Origin of the sequence: Ruegeria sp. MALMAid1280 (assembly GCF_049195285.1) — a bacterium.
Lineage (GTDB): Bacteria > Pseudomonadota > Alphaproteobacteria > Rhodobacterales > Rhodobacteraceae > Ruegeria.
In genome coordinates this window covers 166400-182746 of the sequence record NZ_JBMIRT010000037.1, presented here as the reverse complement: position 1 = coordinate 182746, position 16347 = coordinate 166400, and the positions used below count along the sequence as shown (strand labels likewise).

Genomic DNA, 16347 nt, shown 5'->3' with positions numbered 1-16347 from the left:
GATCGCGCCGTCCATCTGCGCGGCACCGGTGATCATGTTCTTGACGTAGTCGGCGTGGCCGGGGCAGTCAACATGCGCATAGTGGCGGTTGTCGGTCTCGTATTCCACGTGGGCGGTCGAGATGGTGATGCCGCGCGCTTTCTCTTCCGGCGCACCGTCGATCTGGTCATACGCTTTGAAGTCACCGAAATACTTGGTGATCGCTGCGGTCAGCGTGGTTTTACCATGGTCAACGTGGCCAATCGTGCCGATGTTGACGTGCGGTTTTGTACGCTCAAACTTTTCCTTTGCCATGATGGCCTCCTTTGTCGGTAATGAAGGGAGCCCCAGACCGGAGCTCCCTCAAATCTTCGCTTATGCGTATTTCGCCTGAATCTCGTCCGAGATGTTCTGCGGAACCGGATCGTAGTGCGAGAATTGCATGGTGAACTGGGCACGGCCCGACGACATCGAACGCAGAGTGTTGATGTAGCCGAACATGTTCGCCAGCGGAACGTTCGCATCGATCGCGATGGCGTTGCCGCGCGGCTCTTGGCCCGACACCTGGCCCCGACGCGAGGTCAGGTCGCCGATGATACCGCCGGTGTATTCTTCCGGGGTGATCACTTCGACCTTCATGATCGGTTCCAACAGTTTCGCACCTGCTTTGCGCATGCCTTCACGCATACACATCCGCGATGCGATTTCGAACGCCAGAACGCTCGAGTCAACGTCGTGGAACTTACCGTCCAGCAGGGCAACCTTGAAGTCGATCACAGGGAAGCCAGCCAGCGGGCCGCTGTCCATGACCGAGTTGATGCCTTTTTCAACACCCGGGATGTATTCCTTCGGAACGGCACCACCAACGATGCGGCTTTCGAACGAATAGCCCTCGCCCGCTTCGGTCGGCTGGATCTCCAGCTTGACTTCCGCGAACTGACCCGAACCACCCGACTGTTTCTTGTGGGTGTAGGTGTGCTCAACCGGCATCGAGATGGTTTCGCGATAGGCCACCTGCGGTGCACCAATGTTCGCTTCAACCTTGAACTCGCGCTTCAGACGGTCAACCAGGATGTCCAGGTGAAGTTCGCCCATGCCCTTCATGATGGTCTGACCCGATTCCAGATCAGTTTCCACACGGAAGGACGGGTCTTCGGCGGCCAGACGGGCCAAACCCTGAGACATCTTCTCTTGGTCGCCCTTGGTTTTGGGCTCGACCGCGATCTCGATCACCGGATCGGGGAAGGTCATGGTTTCCAGAACCACCGGATCCTTCGCGTCACACAGGGTGTCACCGGTGGTGGTGTCTTTCAGACCCGCCAGCGCGATGATGTCACCTGCAAACGCTTCTTCGATCTCTTCCCGGTTGTTCGAGTGCATCATCATCATACGACCGATGCGCTCTTTCTTACCTTTGGTCGAGTTCAGGATCGAGTCGCCTTTCTGCATGGTGCCCGAATAGATCCGGGTGAAGGTCAGCGAGCCAACGAAGGGGTCGTTCATGATTTTGAACGCCAGGCCCGAAAAGGCCATGTTGTCGTCTGCACGACGCGCGATGTCACGAACTTCTTCCTCGTCGCCGGGTTTGAAGCCCATGTAATCAACAACATCCAGCGGGCTGGGCAGATAGTCGATCACAGCGTTGAGCAGCGGCTGAACGCCTTTGTTCTTGAACGCAGACCCACCCAGAACCGGAACAAACGCGATTTCCAGAGTACCTTTGCGCAGCAGGGCGCGCAGGGTCGGAACGTCGGGCTCATTGCCTTCCAGGTATTCCATCATCGCGTCGTCGTCCATTTCGACGGCCGCTTCGATCATCTTGCCACGCCATTCGTCAGCCATGTCCTTCAGGCTGTCGCGGATCGGCGCCTTGACCCAGCTTGCGCCCAGGTCTTCGCCCTGCCACAGCCATTCTTCCATGGTCACCAGATCAACCAGGCCTTCCAGCTCGGTCTCGGCGCCGATCGGGATACCAACCGGAACAGCGCGTGCGCCGGTGCGGTCTTCGATCATGCGAACGCAGTTGAAGAAGTCTGCGCCGATCTTGTCCATCTTGTTGACAAAAACCATACGCGGAACCTTGTAGCGATCAGCCTGACGCCACACGGTTTCGGTTTGGGGCTCAACACCGGCGTTTGCGTCCAGAACGCAAACGGCACCGTCGAGAACCGCCAGCGAACGTTCAACTTCGATGGTGAAGTCAACGTGGCCGGGGGTGTCGATGATGTTCAGGCGGTGCTTGGCCGAGTCAGCGGTCTGACCGTCTTCGGTGCGTTCCCAGAAGGTGGTGGTCGCAGCCGATGTGATGGTGATGCCGCGTTCCTGCTCCTGCTCCATCCAGTCCATGGTGGCTGCGCCATCGTGCACCTCACCGATGTTATGGGATTTGCCGGTGTAATACAGGATGCGTTCCGAGCAGGTGGTCTTGCCTGCATCGATATGCGCCATGATACCGAAGTTGCGGTAGTGTTCGAGTGTATATTCGCGTGCCATTTTGATAAGCCTCTGGAATTACCAACGGTAATGGCTGAAGGCTTTGTTCGCCTCGGCCATCTTGTGGGTGTCTTCGCGCTTTTTCACGGCGGTACCGCGGGACTGAACGGCGTCCAGCAGCTCACCGGCAAGGCGCTCTTCCATGGTGTTTTCGTTGCGGCCACGCGCAGCGGTGATCAGCCAGCGGATGGCCAGTGCTTCGCGGCGCTCGGGGCGCACTTCGACCGGAACCTGATAGGTTGCACCACCAACCCGGCGCGAGCGAACCTCGACCGACGGTTTGATGTTGTCGAGCGCTTCGTGAAACACTTCGACCGGTGCGCGCTTGATCTTGCCTTCAACGCGGTCAAACGCGTTGTAGACGATGCGCTCTGCGACCGACTTCTTGCCGTCGATCATCAGGTTGTTCATGAATTTGGTCAGTACCTTGTCGCCAAATTTGGCGTCAGGCAGGACTTCGCGTTTTTCGGCGGCGTGACGACGTGACATATCAGCCTCTCCTTCTTACTTGGGACGCTTCGCGCCGTATTTCGAACGGCGTTGTTTACGGTCTTTGACGCCCTGAGTATCCAGAACACCGCGCAGGATGTGGTAACGCACACCGGGAAGGTCTTTCACACGGCCGCCACGGATCAGAACAACCGAGTGTTCCTGCAGGTTGTGGCTTTCACCGGGGATGTACGAGATGACCTCGAACCCGTTGGTCAGGCGCACCTTGGCAACCTTACGCATAGCCGAGTTCGGTTTCTTCGGCGTGGTGGTGTACACGCGGGTGCAGACGCCGCGTTTCTGCGGGCACTGCTCCAGGTGCATGGACTTCGAGCGTTTCACTTTGGGCTGCCGCGGTTTGCGGATCAGCTGTTGAATAGTTGGCATTCCGGTTTCTTCCCCGTTTTGCAACACACATGACATGCACGCGGGTTGCGTGCGGTTAAATTCGCTGCACTCATGCGTCCACAAGCGCAAAACCCGCGAGCGTTCCCATTCCGAGGTGAACGTCGCGGTTTGTTATCAGAGGGCGCGAACGATAAAAGTGTCCGGGCCTTGACCAGTTCATTACTGAAATCGGTTGTGGGGCGGCCCCCGGTACCGAGATGACGCGCGTAATAGGGGGAGTCGGGCCAAGTGTCAACAGCAACTCCCTGTCAGGCCGCCACGCTATCCACCATCCCCACTTACCTGCCCGGTCATGCGTTTTCCAGCCCGTTGCGCATTGCGGGTTTCTGGACGCGCGGGCATAGTCGCAACGACGACCTGAACCACGGATGATTCATGCAAGTCATAGGCCTTTGCCGCTTTTCCTACCCCGCCCTTGGCGGTTTTCAGGTCGAACATGACACGATCGAGGAACGCCGGCGGTATCTCTACAACCCGGCCCGTCTGGAAGAGCGGTTCCGCCTGTTCGAAACCACCACCCTGCCCTGTTTCAAGGAACAGACCGATGAGGATTTCCAATTCCTGATCGTGATCGGCGACTGCCTGCCGAAACGCGCCTTGGACCGGCTGCATGATCTGACCTCTGGCATGAAACAGATCCGGATCATCGCCCGCGAACCCGTTCGGCACCGTAAAGTGATGAAACAGATCCTGAACGCGGCGCGCGACAACCCCAGCGCGCCGTGCCTGCAATTCCGCCACGACGATGACGATGCCGTCTCGGTGGATTTCGTCGAACGCCTGCGCATCGCCGCAGTCGAGGGTGAAACTCTGATGGCGAACAACAAAACCGTCGCCATCGATTATAATCAAGGGTTCCTGGCCCGTTTCGGCCCGGACGGCATTCGGGCCGCACAAGTGTTTCGCCCTCTGCTGGGCGTTGGGTTCGCCATGCATGTGCGCGGCGGCTGCGAGCAGACGATCATGAATTTCGCCCATCACCGCATCGGGAACTTCATGCCGGTGATCAGCTATCCGGACGCACCGATGTGGGTGCGCACGCTGAACCAGTTCAACGATTCACCCCATGCCCGCAACAGCACCACAGAGTTATCCCCGCTTACGCCCGAGCAGGAGGGCGAATTCATCGCCCGCTTTGCTATCGAACAGGACTTGGTTCGGCGGGTTCATTCTGTGGCGTGAGCGTGCCGTTCGCGGAACAGCGTGAACAACCCGGCCCCCACGACCAATGCCGCCCCGAGCAATGTGACCGCGTCTGGCCAGTCTCCGAACACCAGCCAGCCCAGGGCGAGCGCCCAGATCAGGCTGGAATAGCGGAACGGCGCGACAAAGCCGACGTCTCCGACGCGCATCACCATGACACTGCACAGGTAGCCGGTCAGTACGAATACCGCAGCACAGGCGACCATAAGCCCCGCCCCTGTCGGCACCGGCTGCCAACCTGAGGCGACAGAGGCGCACCCGGCCGCAACGGTGATGGTGAACGAGGTCGCCAATGTAACGGCCAGCGAGGGCACATGGATCGACATCCGCCGTGTGATCAGATCGCGGATCGTGACCGACACAACCGCAATCAGCGCGTAGATGGCATAGATGCTGAACCCCTCGGGACCTGGCCGTACGATAAGCAGCATTCCAAGGAACCCCAGCGCAATCGCCAGAACCCGCCGCCATCCGATCTGTTCTCCGAAGAACACCACCGCACCGAGGGTCACCGTCAGCGGCAAGGCCTGCAATACAGCCGTCACATTGGCCAGCGGCATATGCAGCAGCGCAGTCAGAAAGAAGAACGTGGCCGACAGCTCAGCCAGACACCGCGCCGCCACCAGCCACTTGTCATGACGCGGAAAGTTCAGATGCAGCGCCCCCAATTGCCGCGCCAGCAGATACACCAGAACCGTCGCCAGAACCCCGCGCATGGCGACCATCTGAAACAACGGCACCTCCGCCCCGGCGGCCTTGATCAACGCATCATTGATGGTAAAGGCGGCCATACTGCCCATCATCAGCAGAGCGCCTTTTACGTTTGGGGTCATGGTCAGTGGTCCAATATATATCAATTGGGATGTTGGCCCTTTCGGTGACGCACCTGTCAACTCGCTGCTGATAAAAGGTTCACCAGCTTTTACATTCAGCAAACCCAATTACTACTGACACCAGTTCATCTTGTGCCGTTTCAATGGAAACGCACTTCTCAATAAACTGTTCACTCCACCACACAAGCGCCAACAAACACGTCCACCATCGGCGTGACGCCAGCGTCAGAGGATTGAACCGTCAAGCTGGCTGGTGGCTTTGAGGGACCATATCCGTCTGGGTGAGGCAGGAAATAGTCCCTATGCATCACCAACGTGTAAACAGCATTTCCGAAGGAGGTCGCGAACGTAATATTCGGTGGGTGGCTTACTAAATTTGGAACGAAAACGGCCTCTAATTTCAACTGATTGACCTGAAAATGAACTTCACCTTCGGCTTCTGCGCTCACATTAACCGATACTTGTTCGCCATCTTCATTGTTCAGTAGGCAATTCAGCTTCAACACCTGTTCTGTAGAACCTGCGCCGATTGCAACAGACCCAGTACAAACCCATGCAAGGAGAATGGCAGACAGTCGCCTGATTCTTGCAATTCTTCTGTTATTCATAGCTATTTGACCCAATCCACCCACTTATCAAGGGAACAAAAAAGGCCCCGCGTTTCCGCAGGGCCTTTCCTGAAATTATGCCAAAGCGCTTACTCGCGGCTTTCCGGCGTTTCCACCAGAACGTCCAGTTCGTCACCGACCATGTCGTCTTCGACCATCGGCGCAGCCAGGGCAGCGGCGGCTTCGGCCTCTTCCCGGCGGGCTTCGATCACGACGTTGTCGCGCGACTGGGCAACCTGACGCACGGCCTGGGTCGCACCACCGGTACCGGCGGGGATCAGGCGGCCGACGATGACATTCTCTTTCAGGCCAACCAGCTTGTCCTTCTTGCCCTGAACCGAGGCTTCGGTCAGCACGCGGGTGGTTTCCTGGAACGACGCCGCCGAGATGAACGAACGCGTCTGCAGCGAGGCTTTGGTGATCCCCAGAAGGATCGGCTCGCCCTGAGCCGGACGACCGCCGCGCGAGATGGTCTTCTCGTTGGCTGCGTCGAACTCCTGCTTGTCGACATGCTCGCCTTTCAGCAGGGTGGTGTCGCCTGAATCCAGGATCTCCCACTTCTGCAGCATCTGGCGCACGATAACCTCGATGTGCTTGTCGTTGATCTTCACGCCCTGCAGACGGTAGACGTCCTGCACTTCGTCGATCATGTAATCCGCCAGCGCTTCGACACCCATGATGGACAGGATGTCATGCGGAGCCGGGTTACCGTCCATCAGGTATTCACCCTTCTGGATGAAGTCACCTTCGGCGACCGGGATGTGCTTGCCCTTGGGCACCATGTACTCGATGGTCTCCATGGACTCGTCAGCCGGTTCGATGCTGATGCGGCGCTTGTTCTTGTAGTCGCGGCCAAAGCGCACGTAACCATCGGCTTCTGCGATGATCGCGTGATCCTTTGGACGACGGGCTTCGAACAGTTCGGCCACACGCGGCAGACCACCGGTGATGTCCTTGGTCTTGGCGCCTTCACGCGGGATACGCGCAACAACGTCACCGGCTTCGACCTGCTGACCATCTTCAACCGAGAGGATCGCGTCCACCGACATCGGATAGTGAACCGGGTTGCCCGCATCATTGCGGACAGGCTCGCCATCTTCGCCGACCAGAATGATCTCGGGCTTCAGGTCGCTGCCTTTGGGGGCGGCGCGCCAGTCGATCACGATCTTCTGGGTCATACCGGTTGCTTCGTCGGTCTCGTCGCGGACGGCAAGGCCCGAAACAAGGTCGACATATTTCGCGGTACCGGACTTCTCGGCGATAATCGGCAGAGTGTACGGGTCCCATTCGAACAGCTTGTCGCCACGGGCCACCTTGGTGCCGTCCTTGACGAACAGCTTGGAGCCATAGCCCAGCTTGTGGCTGGCACGCTCTTCGCCATGCTCGTCCTTGATCACCAGCTTCATGTTCCGGCCCATGACCAGGCTTTCGCCTGCGGCATTGACCAGAATCTGCGGGTTCTCGAAGGAAACGACACCGTCCTGGCTGGCTTCCTGGAACGACTGCTGACCACCTTGCGCAACACCACCGATGTGGAAGGTCCGCATCGTCAGCTGTGTACCGGGTTCACCGATGGACTGGGCGGCGATGATGCCGACAGCTTCACCCGTGTTCACCATGGTACCGCGTGCAAGGTCACGACCGTAGCAGGTGGCACAGACGCCTTCCTCGGACTCACAGGTCAGAGGCGAGCGGATGCGCATTGACGCGATACCGGCCTCATCAATCGTGTCGGCCATACGCTCGTCAATCAGCTGACCAGCAGCCACGATCACCTCATCCGTGCCCGGACGCAGAACATCGTCAGCAGCCACACGGCCCAGCACACGTTCAGCCAGCGAGGCAACAACTTCACCGTCGTTCACGGCTGCTTCGGCCGTGATCGCACGCTCGGTGCCACAATCGATCTCACGCACGATGCAGTCCTGTGCCACGTCCACCAGACGACGGGTCAGATACCCCGAGTTCGCCGTCTTCAGAGCGGTATCCGACAGACCCTTACGGGCACCGTGGGTCGAGTTGAAGTATTCAAGAACGGTCAGACCTTCCTTGAAGTTCGAGATGATCGGCGTCTCGATGATGTCGCCGTTCGGCTTGGCCATCAGGCCGCGCATACCGCCCAGCTGTTTCATCTGAGTAACCGAGCCACGCGCACCCGAGTGGGCCATCATGTAGACCGAGTTCGGTTCCTGCTCGGACCCGTCCTCTGCCCGATCCGAGGATGAGATCGTGCTCATCATCGCCTCGGTGACGCGGTCGTTACACTTTGACCAGGCATCGACAACTTTGTTGTACTTTTCGCCCTGAGTGATCAGGCCGTCCATGTACTGCTGTTCAAAGTCCTTCACCTGACCACGGGTGTCATCAACGATGCCCCACTTGTCGTCCGGAATGACCATGTCGTCCTTACCGAACGAGATGCCCGCCTTGAACGCTTCTTTGAAGCCCATCGACATGATCTGGTCACAGAAGATAACCGACTCTTTCTGACCGCAATAGCGGTAGACGGTGTCGATCACCTGCTGCACTTCTTTCTTCCGCAGCAGGCGGTTGACCAGCTCGAACGGCGCCTTGTTGTTCATCGGCAGCAGAGCACCCAGACGCAGACGGCCCGGAGTGGTCTCGTAACGCTTCTGAACTTCGTTGCCTTCGTCGTCGATCTGCGTGATCCGCGCGGTGATCTTGGTGTGCAGGTGTACTTCGCCCGAATCCAGCGCGTGCTGCACTTCGTCGATCGAACCGAACACTTTGCCTTCGCCCGGCATGCCTTCGCGTTCCAGGGTCACATAGTACAGACCCAGGATCATATCCTGCGACGGAACGATGATCGGCGCGCCGTTTGCAGGCGACAGAACGTTGTTCGTCGACATCATCAGAACACGGGCTTCCAGCTGGGCCTCAAGGCTCAGCGGGACGTGAACTGCCATCTGGTCCCCGTCGAAGTCGGCGTTGAAGGCCGAACAGACCAGCGGGTGCAGCTGGATGGCTTTGCCTTCGATCAGGACCGGCTCGAACGCCTGAATGCCAAGACGGTGCAGCGTCGGCGCACGGTTCAGCATGACAGGATGTTCGCGGATCACCTCGTCAAGGATATCCCACACTTCGGGACGCTCTTTCTCGACCAGTTTCTTCGCCTGTTTCACGGTCGAAGACAGGCCCTTGGCTTCAAGGCGCGAGTAGATGAACGGCTTGAACAGCTCCAGCGCCATCTTCTTGGGCAGACCACACTGGTGCAGCTTAAGTTCCGGACCGGTCACGATGACCGAACGGCCCGAGAAGTCGACGCGCTTACCCAGAAGGTTCTGACGGAAGCGGCCCTGCTTACCTTTCAGCATGTCCGACAGCGATTTCAGCGGGCGCTTGTTGGCGCCGGTGATCACGCGGCCACGACGGCCGTTGTCGAACAGAGCGTCCACGGATTCCTGCAGCATCCGCTTTTCGTTGCGGACGATGATGTCAGGCGCGCGCAGTTCGATCAGACGCTTCAGACGGTTGTTCCGGTTGATGACGCGGCGATACAGATCGTTCAGATCCGAAGTCGCGAAACGGCCACCATCCAGCGGAACCAGCGGACGCAGTTCCGGTGGGATGACCGGGATCACGGTCATCACCATCCACTCGGGCCGGTTGCCCGACTCGAGGAAGCTTTCAACAACCTTCAGACGCTTGATGATCTTCTTGGGCTTCAGCTCACCCGTTGCTTCGGCCAGATCAGCGCGCAGCTGCTCGGCTTCGGCTTCCAGGTCGATCTGGGCCAGCATCTCACGGATGGCTTCGGCGCCGATATTGGCGGTGAACGCGTCCATGCCATAGGCATCCTGCGCATCCATGTACTCTTCTTCGGTCAGCATCTGGCCATAGGTCAGGTCTGTCAGACCGGGCTCGATGACGACATAGTTTTCAAAGTACAGCACGCGTTCCAGATCACGCAGCGTCATGTCCAGCATCAGACCGATGCGGGACGGCAGCGATTTCAGGAACCAGATATGCGCAACAGGCGCGGCCAGTTCGATGTGGCCCATACGCTCGCGGCGGACTTTCTGCAGGGTGACTTCCACACCGCATTTCTCGCAGACAACGCCGCGATACTTCATCCGCTTATATTTGCCACACAGGCATTCGTAATCTTTGATCGGGCCAAAGATACGCGCGCAGAACAGACCGTCACGCTCGGGCTTGAACGTCCGGTAGTTGATGGTTTCGGGCTTCTTGATCTCGCCATAGGACCAAGACAGGATCCGCTCGGGCGACGCCAGCGAGACCTTGATCTCGTCGAAAACCTTCGGGGGCGTCAGCGGGTTGAACGGGTTGTTGGTGATTTCCTGGTTCATGTCTGCTCCAATCTGGGTGAGCATTTAATTTCAAGTTCTCCACGGCCAGCAGCAGCTTGAGCACGGGACACGTAACCTGAAACGGGTTCCATTCCGATATCTGCGCAACCGGCTTCTACTCGTGGAAGACAGGAAGAATTCAGATCAATAACTTCCAGAGCATTAACCTTGGCGAGTGTGGTTTCCTTCCAACTTGGCTTCCACCACCAATAGACGCCATCGCCGCGACCTTGGTTAACCACGATGCTCTTTGCGTTTTCGATCTCCGAGGTCGGTGCAGAATAACATGCATCGAGAACAATTTTCTTAGATGCAGCGTCCCGTGCAGCACGTTCCTTGTTTCGTGAAATTTGTTCTTGCGACACACATCCTGTCGCAAGAACCATTGTCGAAACGAGCAGAGCGCCGATAGTCCAAGAAGTTTTGAGACTATGCTGAATCACTCATCCACCTCCGCATCCAGGAGTTCCATATTCAGGCCGAGGCCACGGACTTCTTTAACCAGAACGTTGAACGATTCCGGTACGCCCGCTTCAAAGTTATCCTCGCCCTTGACGATCGATTCATAGACCTTGGTCCGACCGGCGACGTCATCCGATTTCACGGTGAGCATCTCCTGCAGGGTGTAGGCGGCGCCGTAAGCCTCCAGAGCCCAGACCTCCATCTCACCAAAGCGCTGACCACCGAACTGCGCCTTACCACCCAGCGGCTGCTGGGTCACCAGGCTGTACGGCCCGGTCGAACGCGCGTGGATCTTGTCGTCCACAAGGTGGTGCAGTTTCAGCAGGTACTTGATGCCCACGGTCACCGGGCGTGCAAATTGCTCGCCTGTACGACCGTCGAACAGAACCGACTGACCGCTTTCCGAGAAGCCCGCACGCACCAGCGCGTCGTTGACGTCTGCTTCCTTGGCACCGTCGAAGACCGGGGTGGCGATCGGAACACCGCGGGTCACGTTGCCCGCAGCCTCAATCAGGCCATCCTCGTCCAGACCGGTGATGCCTTCTTCGTAGACATTCTCGCCATAGGCCAGCTTCATCGCTTCGCGTACCGGGGTCAGATCGCCGGACCGGCGGTATTCACCCAGAGCGTCGTCGATGTTCAGGCCCAGACCGCGCGCGGCCCAACCCATGTGGGTTTCAAGGATCTGACCAACGTTCATACGCGAAGGCACACCCAGCGGGTTCAGACAGAAGTCAACCGGAGTACCATCGGCCAGGAACGGCATGTCTTCCATCGGAACAACCTTGGAGATCACACCTTTGTTCCCGTGACGACCGGCCATCTTATCGCCCGGCTGAAGCTTGCGCTTCACAGCGATGAAGACTTTGACCATCTTCATCACACCCGGCGGCAGGTCGTCGCCACGACGGACCTTCTCGACCTTGTCTTCGAAACGGGCATCCAGAGCACGCTTTTGCACTTCGTATTGCTCGTTCAGAGCCTCAACGATCTGTGCGTCCTGCTCGCCTTCCAGCGCCAGCTGCCACCACTGACCACGGGTAAGGGTTTCCAGCAGTTCCTCGGTGATCGCCGACCCTGCCTTGACGCCTTTCGGGCCTTTGACAGCGGTTTTACCAAGGATCAGACCTTGCAGACGCGCATAGATGTTGCGGTCCAGGATCGCCAGCTCGTCGTCCCGGTCACGGGCCAGACGTTCGACTTCCTCACGCTCGATCTGCAGCGCACGCTCGTCTTTCTCGACGCCGTGGCGATTGAAGACGCGGACCTCAACGACCGTACCGTAGTCGCCCGGCTTCACGCGCAGCGAGGTGTCGCGCACGTCAGATGCTTTTTCACCAAAGATGGCGCGCAGCAGCTTTTCTTCCGGGGTCATCGGGCTTTCGCCCTTCGGAGTGATCTTGCCGACCAGAATATCGCCCGGCTCAACATCCGCGCCGATGTAAACGATGCCCGCCTCGTCGAGGTTGCGCAGCGCTTCTTCACCGACGTTCGGGATGTCGCGGGTGATCTCTTCCGGACCCAGCTTGGTGTCACGGGCGGCGACTTCGAATTCCTCGATATGGACCGAGGTGAAGACGTCGTCACGCGCGATACGTTCCGAGATCAGGATCGAGTCTTCGTAGTTGTAGCCGTTCCACGGCATGAACGCGACGACCACGTTCTTACCAAGGGCCAGTTCACCCATATCGGTCGACGGACCATCGGCAATGACCTCGCCCTTCTGGACGGTGTCACCCACCTTGATCAGCGGACGCTGGTTGATGCAGGTGTTCTGGTTTGAACGCTGGAACTTGCGCAGACGATAGATGTCAACGCCAGCGTCGCCCAGTTCCAGATCTTCGGTGGCGCGGATAACGATACGCTGTGCATCGACCTGGTCGATGATACCGGCGCGTTTCGCTTGAATCGCAGCGCCCGAGTCGATCGCAACCTTTTCCTCGATGCCGGTACCGACCAGCGGCGCTTCGGCGCGCAGCAGCGGAACCGCCTGACGTTGCATGTTCGAGCCCATCAGAGCGCGGTTAGCGTCGTCATTTTCAAGGAACGGGATAAGCGATGCAGCGACCGAGACCAGCTGTTTCGGCGACACGTCGATCAGGTCTACATTCTCGCGCGGAGCGAGCGTGTAGTCACCGGCCTGACGGGTCGACACCAGATCGTTGATGAACTTGCCATCGGCATCCAGAGTCGCGTTCGCCTGCGCCACGGTGTGACGCATTTCCTCGGTCGCGGACATGTAGTGAACCTCATCGGTCACCTCGGCGTCTTTGACGACGCGGTAGGGTGTTTCGATGAAGCCATACTTGTTCACGCGGGCAAAGGTGGCCAGCGAGTTGATCAGACCGATATTCGGACCTTCCGGCGTTTCAATCGGGCACATCCGACCATAGTGGGTCGGGTGCACGTCGCGAACCTCAAAGCCCGCACGCTCACGTGTCAGACCACCCGGGCCAAGCGCCGAGAGACGGCGTTTGTGGGTAACCTCGGACAGCGGGTTGGTCTGGTCCATGAACTGCGACAGCTGCGAGCTGCCGAAGAATTCACGAACAGCAGCCGCAGCCGGTTTCGCGTTGATCAGGTCCTGCGGCATGACGGTGTCGATCTCGACCGACGACATACGCTCTTTGATCGCGCGCTCCATGCGCAGCAGGCCAACACGGTACTGATTTTCCATCAGCTCGCCGACCGAGCGCACACGACGGTTGCCGAGGTGGTCGATATCGTCCACGTCGCCTTTGCCGTCACGCAGCTCAACCAGCGCCTTGATGCAAGCCACGATGTCTTCGCGGCGCAGGGTGCGCAGGGTGTCGGGTGCGTCCAGAGCCAGACGCATATTCATCTTCACGCGGCCAACGGCGGACAGGTCGTAACGCTCGCTGTCGAAGAACAGGGTGTCAAACAGGGCCGACGCGGCCTCGACGGTGGGCGGCTCGCCCGGACGCATGACGCGGTAGATGTCCATCAACGCGCTTTCGCGGCCCATGTTCTTGTCTGCCGCCATGGTGTTGCGCATGTAGGGGCCAACGTTGACGTTGTCGATGTCCAGAACCGGGATGTCGGTGATACCCGCATCGATCAGTTCCTTGACGGTACCGCCGATCAGGTCGCCGTCCTTGTCGTATTCCAGGGTCAGCTCATCACCGGCTTCGACATAGATCGCGCCGTTTTCTTCGTTGATGATATCCTTGGCAACGAATTTGCCAACGATGTGATCGAACGGAACCAGCAGATCAGTGACTGTGCCCTCGTCGATCAGCTTTTTGACCGCGCGCGGAGTGACTTTCTTGCCGGCTTCGGCAATCACTTCACCGGATTTAGCGTCGATCAGGTCATAGGTCGGACGGGTACCGCGGACACGTTCGGGGAAGAACGGCGTGATCCAGCCCTTTTTCTTGTCCAGCTTGTAGGACACGGTGTTGTAATACGCGTCCATGATCGCTTCCTGATCCAGACCCAACGCATACAGCAGGGTGGTCACAGGCAGCTTGCGGCGGCGGTCGATACGGGCGAACACGATATCCTTGGCGTCGAACTCAAAGTCCAGCCAGCTGCCGCGATACGGGATGATGCGGCAGGCAAACAGCAGCTTGCCCGAGGAGTGGGTCTTGCCCTTGTCATGGTCAAAGAACACACCGGGCGAACGGTGCATCTGGGACACGATCACGCGCTCGGTGCCGTTCACGATGAACGTACCGTTCGGCGTCATCAGGGGCATGTCGCCCATGAACACGTCCTGTTCCTTGATGTCCTTGACCGACTTGGCGCCGGTGTCCTCATCGACATCAAACACGATCAGACGCAGAGTGACCTTCAGCGGCGCGCTGTAGGTCATGTCGCGCTGCATGCACTCTTCGACATCATACTTGGGTTTTTCCAGATCGTATTTCACGAACTCCAGAACGGAGGTTTCGTTGAAATCCTTGATCGGGAAAACCGACTGAAACACACCTTTGATGCCTTCGCCGTCTGTGGGCTGCTCTGCATCGCCGGAGCGCAGGAAAAGATCATAAGAAGATTTCTGCACCTCAATGAGGTTCGGCATCTCCAGCACTTCGCGGATTTTGCCGTAATATTTACGAAGACGTTTCTGGCCAAGGAACGTTTGAGCCATGTCAGATGTCACCTTTCGATGTTCTCAGCGGGCAAAGACACCGTCGGGCCCCGGCATCTTGCACATTCGAGACGACACGTCCGGATCAATTCATGGCCACCGTCCCGAAGGCAGCCTCCCGATCCGCGAACCGCGTCTTAGAAAACACCCCAACCCATGAGGTCCTTTCTAAGACAGGTTCGGCTGGACCCGGATTTCTCCGGACCCAGCCAAATTCTTCGGCACATCAGCGATGCGCCAGAGACTAGACTTAGGCCAGCTCGACTTCGGCGCCAGCTGCTTCCAGCTTGGCTTTGACGTCTTCTGCTTCGGCTTTGTCCACGCCTTCTTTGATCTTGCCGCCAGCTTCGACCAGCTCTTTGGCTTCTTTCAGGCCCAGACCGGTGATGCCGCGAACTTCTTTGATCACGTTGATTTTCGAAGCGCCGGCGTTCTTCAGAACGACGTCGAATTCGGTTTTTTCTTCCTCAGCTGCGCCACCGGCGTCGCCACCAGCTGCGACCATTACGGCGCCGCCAGCTGCGGGCTCGATGCCGTATTCGTCTTTGAGGATGGTTTTCAGTTCTTGTGCTTCCAGCAGGGTCAGACCCACGATGCTTTCTGCGAGTGCTTTCAGATCAGCCATTTTATCAGCTCTTTCCGTTTACAGTGTGTGTTCCAACGTCAGGGGCAATCCCCTACGCAGATCATTCAGTGCCAACCGCTTACGCAGCTTCCGCCTTCTCTTCGATGGTGGAAAGGATGCTTGCGATGTTGCTTGCAGGTGCGCCAATCGCGCCGGCGATGTTCGAAGCAGGTGCGCCAATGCAGCCAACGATCGAAGCAATAAGCTCCTCGCGAGACGGCATTTTCGAAACTGTTTCGACGCCTTTGCGGTCCAGAGCGTTCTCACCCATTGCACCGCCGAGGATCTCAAAATTCTTGTTATCCTTGGCGAAGTCCTCGGCCACCTTGGCTGCTGCCACGGGGTCCTCGGAATAGGTCAGAACGGTCATCCCTGTCAGCAGGTCGGCCATGCTTTCACACGGCTTACCCTCAAGGGCGATTTTGGCAAGCCTGTTCTTGGCAACACGCACGGAGCCGCCCGCGTCACGAGCACGTGCGCGAAGGTCCTGCATCTCGGCAACTGTCAGACCGGCGTAGTGCGATACCACTACGACGCCAGAGCTTTCGAAGATTTGGCCGAGTTCCTCGACCACTTTCTCTTTCTGGGCTCTATCCACAGTTCTCTCCAAGTTAGGGGCGATATCTCACCCCGGCTCATATTTGCCGCAGCTTGCGCCCCGGCGTTCAGGTCCGTTGTTACGGGATTGGCCAAAACTCGCCCGAGGATCGTGACCCTCAGAATTCTTTGGTCTTACCCGTCTCAGGCAGGGAATTAAGGGGCCAGATGGACCCACCCACCGTCTTGGACGAAACGAAATAAA

At 58.3% G+C, this 16347-nt stretch carries 13 protein-coding genes; 2 read left to right on the top strand and 11 right to left on the bottom strand.

What is annotated here, in order from left to right; all coding sequences use genetic code 11:
• The 4 genes from ACOQFT_RS04775 to rpsL form a co-directional block, all read right to left on the bottom strand.
• A partial coding sequence (locus ACOQFT_RS04775) for a GTP-binding protein (protein ID WP_421596894.1) occupies positions 1-294 on the bottom strand: 294 nt, incomplete at its 3' end.
• A gap of 60 nt (positions 295-354) precedes the next feature.
• On the bottom strand, positions 355-2472 hold the full coding sequence (fusA, locus tag ACOQFT_RS04770; RefSeq protein ID WP_421596893.1) for an elongation factor G: 2118 nt from the start codon (positions 2470-2472) through the stop codon (positions 355-357).
• Between the two features lie 18 nt (positions 2473-2490).
• Positions 2491-2961, bottom strand: a complete 471-nt coding sequence (rpsG, locus tag ACOQFT_RS04765; RefSeq protein WP_008756926.1) for a 30S ribosomal protein S7 — start codon at positions 2959-2961, stop codon at positions 2491-2493.
• Positions 2962-2976: 15 nt separating this feature from the next.
• Positions 2977-3348, bottom strand: a complete 372-nt coding sequence (gene rpsL, locus ACOQFT_RS04760; RefSeq protein WP_005621086.1) for a 30S ribosomal protein S12 — start codon at positions 3346-3348, stop codon at positions 2977-2979.
• Between the two features lie 249 nt (positions 3349-3597).
• Here rpsL and ACOQFT_RS04755 point away from each other — a divergent pair, with 249 nt between their 5' ends.
• Together ACOQFT_RS04755 and ACOQFT_RS04750 are read left to right on the top strand one after the other, a co-directional pair.
• Positions 3598-3741, top strand: coding sequence for a hypothetical protein (locus ACOQFT_RS04755; protein ID WP_421596892.1), 144 nt, complete (start codon positions 3598-3600; stop codon positions 3739-3741).
• A 3-nt stretch (positions 3742-3744) separates the two neighbouring features.
• Positions 3745-4551: a putative rhamnosyl transferase gene (locus tag ACOQFT_RS04750; RefSeq protein WP_421596891.1), complete on the top strand. Its 807-nt coding sequence runs from the start codon at positions 3745-3747 to the stop codon at positions 4549-4551.
• On the opposite strand, the gene ACOQFT_RS04745 is transcribed toward ACOQFT_RS04750, so the two are convergent.
• The 7 genes from ACOQFT_RS04745 to rplJ form a co-directional block, all read right to left on the bottom strand.
• The gene (locus ACOQFT_RS04745; protein ID WP_421596890.1) at positions 4536-5405 is read right to left on the bottom strand and encodes a DMT family transporter; all 870 of its coding nucleotides are present in this window, start codon (positions 5403-5405) and stop codon (positions 4536-4538) included. The two genes, ACOQFT_RS04750 and ACOQFT_RS04745, sit on opposite strands and share 16 nt — an antisense overlap.
• 170 nt (positions 5406-5575) lie before the next feature.
• A complete protein-coding gene (locus ACOQFT_RS04740) occupies positions 5576-6013 on the bottom strand; it encodes a hypothetical protein (protein ID WP_421596889.1) in 438 nt (145 codons plus the stop codon).
• Positions 6014-6102: 89 nt separating this feature from the next.
• On the bottom strand, positions 6103-10344 hold the full coding sequence (gene rpoC, locus ACOQFT_RS04735) for a DNA-directed RNA polymerase subunit beta' (protein WP_421596888.1): 4242 nt from the start codon (positions 10342-10344) through the stop codon (positions 6103-6105).
• A complete protein-coding gene (locus ACOQFT_RS04730; RefSeq protein WP_421596886.1) occupies positions 10341-10787 on the bottom strand; it encodes a hypothetical protein in 447 nt (148 codons plus the stop codon). Before ACOQFT_RS04730 ends, rpoC begins: the two co-directional genes overlap by 4 nt.
• Positions 10784-14920 carry a DNA-directed RNA polymerase subunit beta gene (gene rpoB / locus ACOQFT_RS04725; RefSeq protein WP_421596885.1) on the bottom strand — a complete coding sequence of 1379 codons (4137 nt, stop codon included), beginning with the start codon at positions 14918-14920 and terminating at the stop codon, positions 10784-10786. Before rpoB ends, ACOQFT_RS04730 begins: the two co-directional genes overlap by 4 nt.
• A gap of 250 nt (positions 14921-15170) precedes the next feature.
• A complete protein-coding gene (gene rplL / locus ACOQFT_RS04720) occupies positions 15171-15545 on the bottom strand; it encodes a 50S ribosomal protein L7/L12 (RefSeq protein ID WP_170446876.1) in 375 nt (124 codons plus the stop codon).
• Between the two features lie 79 nt (positions 15546-15624).
• Positions 15625-16143, bottom strand: a complete 519-nt coding sequence (rplJ, locus tag ACOQFT_RS04715; protein ID WP_421596884.1) for a 50S ribosomal protein L10 — start codon at positions 16141-16143, stop codon at positions 15625-15627.
• Positions 16144-16347 lie beyond the last annotated feature (204 nt).